The sequence below is a fragment of the Nitrincola nitratireducens genome (assembly GCF_000585235.1).
Classification (GTDB): Bacteria; Pseudomonadota; Gammaproteobacteria; order Pseudomonadales; family Balneatricaceae; genus Nitrincola; species Nitrincola alkalisediminis.
In genome coordinates this window covers 103,002-111,985 of sequence record NZ_AONB01000014.1, presented here as the reverse complement: position 1 = coordinate 111,985, position 8,984 = coordinate 103,002, and the positions used below count along the sequence as shown (strand labels likewise).

Below are 8,984 nucleotides of genomic sequence, written 5' to 3'. Positions count from 1 at the left end.
CTCCCCCGGAGGGGCTTGTCTCTCAAGCGAGGCGCGAATATTAAAGAGGTTTTTAGGAGAGGTCAACTACTTTTTAAATTTTTATTTAAAACTCTCGTTATTTAGACAAATGCCTCTTACGCCTTAACACCCATAGCACTGGACCAGACAAGGCATAAACCACAAACAACAACCACAGAAAAACGGGCGGGCTAATTGATATCACGGCGATAGCCAGCACAATGGCCGCCAATATAACAAAAGGAACTTTACCTTTTAGATCAACATCCTTAAAGCTGTAGTACAACACATTACTTACCATCAGCACGCCAGCCAAGCCTACATAAGCCGCAATAATCACTGAAAAATCCTCAGCTGAGAATTCAAAGACCGTGCATACCCATATAAGCCCCGCAACCGCTGCAGCTGCAGCAGGGCTTGGCAAACCAATAAAGTAACGTTTATCAACAGAACCTATTTGCGTATTAAATCGCGCCAACCTCAGCGCGGTCCCAGCCACATAAATGAACGCTGCAAACCAACCCAACTTACCCAGATCATCCAAGGCCCAAGTAAAGGCAACCAATGCGGGTGCAACTCCAAAAGAAACCATATCCGCTAACGAATCATACTCAGCACCGAATGCACTCTGCGTATTTGTCATGCGCGCAACACGCCCATCCAAGCCATCAAAGAGCATTGCCACAAATATCGCAATGGCAGCTGCTTCAAATTGGCCATTCATCGATGCTATAACGGCATAAAAACCAGAAAAAAGGGCGCCCGTTGTAAATAAATTTGGCAATAGATACACCCCTTTAGGAGGGCGCGCCTTTTCTTGCTCACAACCAGCAGCTAACAACTCATCTTCCTGCTCTGGCTTTTTGTGGTTGTCTGTCATATACATCCTGCTATTTACATGAAATTTAAATGCATTCTACTTCAGTTAATCACAAACACTCAAACTGTGTCTGCTCGACACTCTAATCTTAGCAAAACACATAAAAATGATCGTGCCCGCGCAAGTTTTCCGAACTCTCTATTAACGCGCCCAACTGGAAACAACCCCAATTTTATGTTGATTTTGACTTAACCAGACATCCGCTTGCATCCTTCCTCGATCGCGCAAACTTTCAAGGAAGCTCTTTCGAGTATCAAATTTTGAAATTGATTCCATAGAGACCAACAATTCGTCGGGCTCAATGAGATGAAAACGCGCTTGCCGCCAGCGCTTCTCTTCTTTACCTAGCAGCCAAGGCACTTGCTTAAGATGGTCAATATGCTCCATCGCATCAGAGATTTCTCCGACAAATGACGATTGGAACATGATTTCATGCATTCTCTCTTGAATCGCCTTAGCTGTAACAGGCACATCATTGCGCACCAGCGGTTGCAACAAGATAATCAGCAGATCAGCCGTCGAGGTATCTCTTATCAACGAACGAATCATTGGATTGGCCGAGAACCCGCCATCCCAGAAATAGTCGCCGTTTATTTCAACCGCCTTATGAAGGGTCGGCAAACACGCCGAAGCCAGTAAGCATTCGACTTGTAATTCATGCTCTCGGAAAACTCTAGCGCCCCCTGTTTGCACATGCGTTGCAGCGATATAGAGTTTTATCTCTTTTTGCGAGCGTATCCGCTCAAAATCCACTTGGGATTCCAACAAGTCTTTAAGTGGATTTATATCAAAGGGATTAAGGTCATAAGGCGATAAATGCTGACTCAAATTTCGCCACCATTCAACGTGCTTGGGCTGAGTTAGCAAGTCTGGAGTAGCTATACCATACCAAAACTGACTCAGCTTTTCTCTCGCACCGACGGCACCACCTTCCAACCAACCCTGCACCAATGCGATTGCATTCATCGCACCGGCACTGGTTCCACTAATACTGTCGAAGCACAGCAATTCCATTTCAAGTAATCGATCCAGAACACCCCAAGTAAAAGCACCGTGGGCACCTCCACCCTGCAATGCCATGTTCAATTTAATCGCTTGCATATGCTCCCTCCATTGAGTTGGTAACACCTCAAGACTAACGCCTTTACCCCTCACAGCCTAGATATACTTTTACTCTGGCTATAAAAAACCCGCAAATGCGGGTTTTTTATAGCTGAATCGCAATTAGTTCTTAGACTTATCAACCAATTGGTTCGCTGTAATCCAAGGCATCATTTCACGCAACTTACCACCAACCTGCTCGATTGGATGAGCGGCATTATTACGACGACGTGCAGTCATAGAAGGATAGTTGGTCGCACCTTCTGAAATGAACATTTTAGCGTATTCACCATTCTGGATACGCTTCAAAGCATTACGCATAGCTTCACGTGATTGCTCATTAATGACTTCAGGACCCGTTACATACTCACCATACTCTGCATTGTTAGAGATGGAGTAGTTCATGTTAGCGATACCGCCTTCGTACATGAGGTCAACGATCAATTTCAACTCATGCAGACACTCAAAATACGCCATTTCTGGAGCATAGCCAGCTTCAACCAGGGTTTCAAAGCCCATTTTAACCAACTCAACGCAACCACCGCACAGTACAGCTTGCTCACCAAATAAATCGGTTTCTGTCTCGTCTTTAAAGGTCGTTTCGATGATACCTGTTCTACCACCACCTACACCTGCGGCATAAGACAGTGCAACGTTCTTCGCATTACCGGATGCATCTTGGAAAATCGCAACCAGATCAGGAATACCGCCACCCTTAACAAACTCAGAACGCACAGTATGACCTGGCGCTTTCGGCGCAATCATGATTACGTCTAAATCTTTACGCGGCTCTACTTGGTTGTAATGAATAGAGAAGCCATGCGCAAATGCAAGCGTCGCACCCTGCTTGATATTCGGCTCAATTTCAGCTTTGTACAACTGACCTTGGAATTCATCAGGCGTCAAAATCATGACCAGATCTGCTGCCGCAACAGCCGCTGGAACATCAGCAACTTTTAAGCCTGCAGCTTCTGCTTTAGCACGTGAAGACGAGCCTGGACGTAAGCCAACAGTTACATCAACACCGGAGTCTTTTAGGTTGCACGCATGTGCATGACCTTGTGATCCATAACCAATGATCGATACTTTTTTACCTTGAATAATCGAAAGATCACAATCTTTATCGTAATACACTTTCATGTCTGACAGCCTGTAGTAAACATTAATGGGGGTTACACTCTGTGTGTAATGCGCCTACTTTAATCCAAGTTCCTTGTTGCGTAAAATGATATATTTGCAACACTATGTTTCATTATACGAGATAATTAATATGGATACGCGAAGCTTAAGCCACTTCCTGATGCTTGCTGACACCTTACATTTCCATCGCAGCAGCAGCGCCTGCCATGTCAGCCCCTCAACTTTGAGCCGAACGATTAAGCAACTCGAAGACGAACTGGGGGTTGCGTTGTTTATTCGAGATAATCGTAGCGTCTCTTTAACTCCTGAGGGTAAGCGACTTCAAACTTACGCGCGTGAATCCTTGCTTCAATGGGAAAGCTTACGTGCATCCCTACAATCCGATTCCCGAGACCTACAAGGAGAACTCAGCATTTATTGCTCTGTAACCGCAAGCTATAGTTTTTTATACGATATTTTAAGTGATTTCAGACGCGAACACCCTCGAATCGAAATAAAACTCCATACTGGCGATCCAGCTGAATCCATTCAACGGATAAAATCAGGGGATGAAGACATTGCGATTGGGGCAAAACCCGATCACGTACCGCAAGACATTGCCTTTCGCCCAATCACAACCTCTCCTCTGGTGTTTATTGCACCGGCGACAGCGACCCATTTCAACCTACCCACTCAATCTCATGCAATTGACACAGAATGGTGCTCGGTCCCGATGATTGTGTCTGAAGCAGGCCTAGCCCGTAAGCGCAGCGATCTATGGTTCCGCAACCTAGGTGTAAAGCCGTTAATTTATGCGCAAGTGGCAGGAAATGAAGCCATCGTCAGCATGGTTAGTCTAGGCTTTGGCATTGGCGTTGTTCCCTTAATTGTATTGGAAAACAGCCCTCTCGCATCAAAGGTACAATTATTAGAGGTTCAACCCGCACTCGATCCTTTTGAAGTCGGTATGTTCGCTCTAGAGAAAAAACTAAAACACCCACTTATCCAAGCCTTTTGGTCGCTATCCGCAAAACGAAAGGGTATTCTGCCCTCTCCGAATAAACCCTAATTTTTATCAGGACTTAATCGCATCATGACCGCTGACATGATTTTTGTTTTTACCTTATTAGGTGTCACCATCGCTTTGTTTTTGAGTAACAAAATACGAATGGACACCATTGCATTACTTGTCGTTATTGTCCTCGCTCTGTCTGGAATCATTACGCCCTCAGAAGCCGTTTCGGGATTCGGGAATTCAGTTGTCATCATGATTGCTGGCTTATTTGTCATAGGCGAGGGGCTTTTCAAAACAGGAGTGGCGGCCAGTGCAGGCAATTGGTTATTAAAGGTCGGCGGCGATAGTGAACAACGCTTATTACTCTTTTTGTTACCCGTCGTGGCACTGCTCTCTGCTTTTATGAGTTCGACTGGTGCTGTCGCATTACTCATCCCAGTTGTGTTAAGTATGGCTCGCAAATCGGGGATGCAACCCTCTCGCTTGTTGATGCCTCTAGCATTTGCTGCATTAATTGGCGGCATGTTAACCCTCATTGGCACACCACCCAATATCATTGTGAGCGCACAAATGCGTGAGGCAGGCTTTGAACCCTTTGGTTTCTTTTCATTTACGCCGATTGGATTGGCGATTTTAATTGTCGGGACAGTGTATTTAGTGTTTGTAGCTCGACATCTATTGCCTAAAACCGAAATTCGAGACCCGGATAACAGCCACCCAAGCCTTATAGAGTTTTCTGAACGCTATGCAACCCACCACCAACTCCACAAACTGATTATTCAACCCGAGAGCCAACTGGCCTTTCACACACTCGCCGATTTGGGTCTGAGATCAGAGTATGAAGTGACGGTTGTTGGTATTCAACGCAAAGGCACTTGGCTTTCCAGCCTAATGCCCGTTTTAGCCAACACTCAGATGAGGCATTTGGATATCCTCTGGGCGTATGGTGATGAAGCAAACATCCATCGCCTTTGCCAAGCTCTTCATTTAAGATCACTTGATTTTCATGACGCCGAGCTGGCCAAAGTAAACGAAACCTTCGGGCTAGCGGAGGTCTTACTGCCTCCGTCATCGACGTTAATCAACCTTTCCTTAAAAGACTGCCGCTTCCGTGAAAAGCACAATTTGAGTGTGATTGGGGTAAGGCGAAATCGAACACCTTTAAATACAGAATTTTCGCATACTAAATTGGAGACAGGAGACACGCTGCTTCTTGCGGGTAGCTGGCAACACATTCAACAACTGGAGCAACATCGAGACTTTGTGATTCTCGAAACACCCGCTGAGATGCAAGAAATTCCGGCAACGGCTGAGAAGGCCCCCATCGCGCTTATTATCACCCTAGGGCTGTTAATCACCATGACGTTTGGTTTTATTGCCAATATCACGGCTATTCTAATCGCCGCACTTTTAATGATTTTAACCAAATGCCTGAGTTTAAATGATGCTTACAAGTCACTGAATGCAAGCAGCTTGGTCCTAATTGCAGGCATGCTACCTCTCGCCTTGGCAATGGAGAAAAGCGGAGCTCTGAGCTATGTCGTTAATCTCTTGGCCAACGAATATGGACATGCGAGTCCTCTGATGCTGTGCGCTGGCTTCTTTTTATTAACATCACTACTGAGTCAATTTATATCCAACACCGCCACCACGGTTTTGATTGCACCCATTGCACTGACGGTTGCACAAATGCTGGGAATTCAACCGGAGCCGTTTATGATTACGGTCGCGATTGCGGCATCAACCGCCTTCGCCACTCCCATTGCCTCTCCTGTGAATACCTTGGTTGTCGAACCTGGACAGTATCGATTTGCGGATTTCGCCAAGGTGGGCATCCCTCTTCAGCTCATCGCACTGTTGATTACACTTATTTTACTTCCGATTTTCTTCCCCTTCTGAAGTCTGAACACATAAAAAAACCCGCAGAGTGCTGATCACTCTGCGGGCTTAATCATTGCACGTCTTTAAAATCAGACCGCTAAAACTTTTTCGCCCCTAGAAATACCGGAGACACCTGAACGTACCACTTCCATAATGCAGGTATTACCCAAAGACGTAATAAAGGCATCGAGCTTTTCACTTGATCCCACTAACTGCACTGTGTAGGTATTCGGCGTGATATCTATGATCTGACCACGGAAAATATCAGCCGTACGCTTAATTTCTGCACGCATCTGACCATTTGCCTTGAACTTAATCATCATAAGCTCACGCTCAATATGATCACCCTCGGACAAATCAACCACTTTGACCACATCAATGAGCTTATTAAGCTGCTTAGTGATCTGCTCAATGACACGATCGTCGCCAATCGTTGTCACAGTTAAGCGTGAAAGGGTCTCATCTTCTGTCGGTGCAACGGTCAAAGATTCAATATTGAAGTTACGCTGAGAAAACAGGCCAACAACACGTGACAAAGCACCCGGCTCGTTTTCCATCAAAACTGAAATTATATGTCTCATGATCAGGTTCTCTCCGTCTTACTCAGCCACATATCACGCATAGAACCTCTAGGTACCTGCATGGGATACACATGTTCGAACGGATCTACCATAATATCCATAAAGACTAGGCGATCTTTCATCGCAAAGGCTTCACGCATTGCGCTTTCAAGCTCTGAGTACTTAGTGACTTTTATACCAACATGACCATAGGACTCAACCAGTTTGACAAAATCAGGCAGCGAGTTCATGTAGGATTGTGAGTGACGAGACTCGTAGTTCATGTCCTGCCATTGACGCACCATTCCTAAGGATTGGTTGTTCAGACATATAATTTTGACCGGAATATCATATTGCTTACAGGTCGAAAGCTCTTGAATATTCATTTGAATACTGCCTTCGCCCGTTACACAGACGACTTCCTCGTTCGGGAAGTTCATTTTAACACCCATGGCGGCTGGCAAACCAAAGCCCATCGTACCGAGACCGCCGGAGTTGATCCAACGATTGGGTTTGTTGTACTTATAGTATTGAGCAGCGAACATTTGGTGCTGCCCTACGTCCGAACAGACATAGGCGTCCCCTTCTGTCACTTTACAGAGCATTTCAATGACCTGCTGCGGCTTCATCAGCTCGGAGTCGTCTGTACGATAACGACCGCCGTGACGAGCACGCCACTCATCAATCTGCTTCCACCAGGCAGCAATCGCCTCTGCATCTGGACGCTTCTTGCTTTCTTTAACCAACTGGATCATGTCATCCAATACCACTTTTGCAGGCCCTACAATTGGAACATCTGCTTGAATGGTTTTTGAGATGGACGCAGGGTCAATATCGATATGCACGATCCGCGCCGTCGGGCAGAACTTATCCACACCATTCGTCACGCGATCATCAAATCGAGCACCAACAGCAAGAATCAAGTCACTGTGATGCATCGCCATATTGGCTTCGTATGACCCATGCATACCTAGCATACCGACAAACTGGCCGTCCGTACCCGGGAAGCCACCCAATCCCATTAGCGTATTGGTCACTGGATAGTTCAGCAGATGAGCCAACTCAATCAACTCACGGCTCGCATCACCCATGATGACACCGCCGCCGGTGTAAATCATTGGGCGCTTAGCCGCTAGCAGCATATCAACGGCTTTACGAATTTGACCAGAATGTCCTTTTGTCACAGGGCTGTAAGAACGCAGCTTAACGGACTTTGGATACTCATACGGAAAACGCTCTGTCGGAGCTGTCATGTCCTTCGGAATATCAATCACCACAGGCCCTGGACGACCTGTCTGCGCGATATAGAAGGCTTTCTTAATAATGCTTGGAATATCTTCAGCACGCGTAACACTAAAGTTATGCTTAACGATAGGACGAGAAATACCGAGCATATCCGTTTCTTGGAAAGCATCTTCGCCGATCAGAAAGCTCATGACCTGACCGGTAATCACCACCATCGGAATTGAATCCATATAAGCGGTTGCGATCCCCGTCACAGCATTGGTTGCACCTGGTCCTGACGTCACTAACGCGACACCTGCTTTACCTGTTGCACGCGCATAGGCATCGGCCATATGCGTTGCAGCTTGCTCGTGACGCACTAGAACATGCTCGACTTCATTCTGCTGAAACAGTGCATCATACACATGCAGCAGTGCTCCGCCTGGATATCCGTAGATGTACTTAACGCCCTCATCTCTGAGCGCACGTACGACCATTTCTGCGCCTGATAGTAATTCCACAATCGTTTCCTCTACTCAGCACCGATCTCATGTCGGTAGTAAACAGTTAATGTTCTGTATGCGGCGCTGACAAGAAAAAGGATCTCTCGCTCTGCCAGACCTGTCTGAGATATAAGCTGGGTATTGCTTAAACTGCCATCACCGTGGGATTTCCTCATGGGCGATGACAAAAAATTAGATTTTCCCAAATAGCCCGCTATTTTGTCATCGAGTCAAGAGACTATCAACTACTAAACTCATAAGTTTTTAGTCTAAAGCGAATGCGTAATAACCCTTATCACAAGCTCTGTTTAATTTTGCATGAAAAGTCTAAGCTGTAGCACTATACTGACAACTGATTCTTTTGGGGACTTTCGGCATGAGTAACATTACAGAGATTAAAAACAAAGAACGTGTGATCAATGAGTTAATGCGCTTTATTCGCAAGGTTCTTGCAGATCCAAGCATTTGTGAAGTGGCGCTTTCGGTTGCCAGAAAACACATTGATAAAAAAGACGCGGATCACTTGATTGCAGAAGAGCTGTCGTCGCTGACAAGCGTCAAAATTCCAGTCGAGTTTAATGAAGCAGACAAGCTTTTTTTACATGTATTGAAAGAAGTCGTTAGAGACGAGCAAGCGCTTTATTAAGAAGTACTTTGTATTTTCCATCTATTACAGAGTCGGCCATCGTATGTGGCCGATT

At 45.8% G+C, this 8,984-nt stretch carries 8 protein-coding genes; 3 read left to right on the top strand and 5 right to left on the bottom strand.

Going from position 1 to position 8,984, the window contains the following annotated elements:
- Positions 1 to 97 precede the first annotated feature (97 nt).
- The 3 genes from pssA to ilvC form a co-directional block, all read right to left on the bottom strand.
- A complete protein-coding gene (gene pssA, locus D791_RS12565; RefSeq protein ID WP_036512163.1) occupies positions 98 to 880 on the bottom strand; it encodes a CDP-diacylglycerol--serine O-phosphatidyltransferase in 783 nt (260 codons plus the stop codon).
- 141 nt (positions 881 to 1,021) lie between these two features.
- On the bottom strand, positions 1,022 to 1,981 hold the full coding sequence (locus D791_RS12560; protein ID WP_036512161.1) for a patatin-like phospholipase family protein: 960 nt from the start codon (positions 1,979 to 1,981) through the stop codon (positions 1,022 to 1,024).
- Positions 1,982 to 2,104: 123 nt separating this feature from the next.
- Positions 2,105 to 3,121: a ketol-acid reductoisomerase gene (gene ilvC, locus D791_RS12555; RefSeq protein ID WP_036512158.1), complete on the bottom strand. Its 1,017-nt coding sequence runs from the start codon at positions 3,119 to 3,121 to the stop codon at positions 2,105 to 2,107.
- Positions 3,122 to 3,251: 130 nt separating this feature from the next.
- Between ilvC and ilvY the strand changes: the two genes are divergently transcribed.
- Positions 3,252 to 4,169: an HTH-type transcriptional activator IlvY gene (ilvY, locus tag D791_RS12550; protein WP_051514492.1), complete on the top strand. Its 918-nt coding sequence runs from the start codon at positions 3,252 to 3,254 to the stop codon at positions 4,167 to 4,169.
- Positions 4,170 to 4,193: 24 nt separating this feature from the next.
- Positions 4,194 to 6,014 (top strand): SLC13 family permease, encoded by a 1,821-nt coding sequence (locus D791_RS12545; protein ID WP_036512156.1) that lies wholly within the window; start codon positions 4,194 to 4,196, stop codon positions 6,012 to 6,014.
- Between the two features lie 71 nt (positions 6,015 to 6,085).
- Here D791_RS12545 and ilvN read toward each other — a convergent pair whose 3' ends face one another.
- Together ilvN and D791_RS12535 are read right to left on the bottom strand one after the other, a co-directional pair.
- On the bottom strand, positions 6,086 to 6,577 hold the full coding sequence (gene ilvN / locus D791_RS12540) for an acetolactate synthase small subunit (RefSeq protein ID WP_036512153.1): 492 nt from the start codon (positions 6,575 to 6,577) through the stop codon (positions 6,086 to 6,088).
- Positions 6,578 to 6,579: 2 nt separating this feature from the next.
- Positions 6,580 to 8,301 carry an acetolactate synthase 3 large subunit gene (locus tag D791_RS12535; RefSeq protein WP_036512150.1) on the bottom strand — a complete coding sequence of 574 codons (1,722 nt, stop codon included), beginning with the start codon at positions 8,299 to 8,301 and terminating at the stop codon, positions 6,580 to 6,582.
- Positions 8,302 to 8,659: 358 nt separating this feature from the next.
- On the opposite strand from D791_RS12535, the gene D791_RS12530 reads away from it, so the two are divergent.
- Entirely contained in the window at positions 8,660 to 8,929 is a 270-nt protein-coding gene (locus D791_RS12530) for a hypothetical protein (RefSeq protein ID WP_036512148.1), read from the top strand.
- Positions 8,930 to 8,984 lie beyond the last annotated feature (55 nt).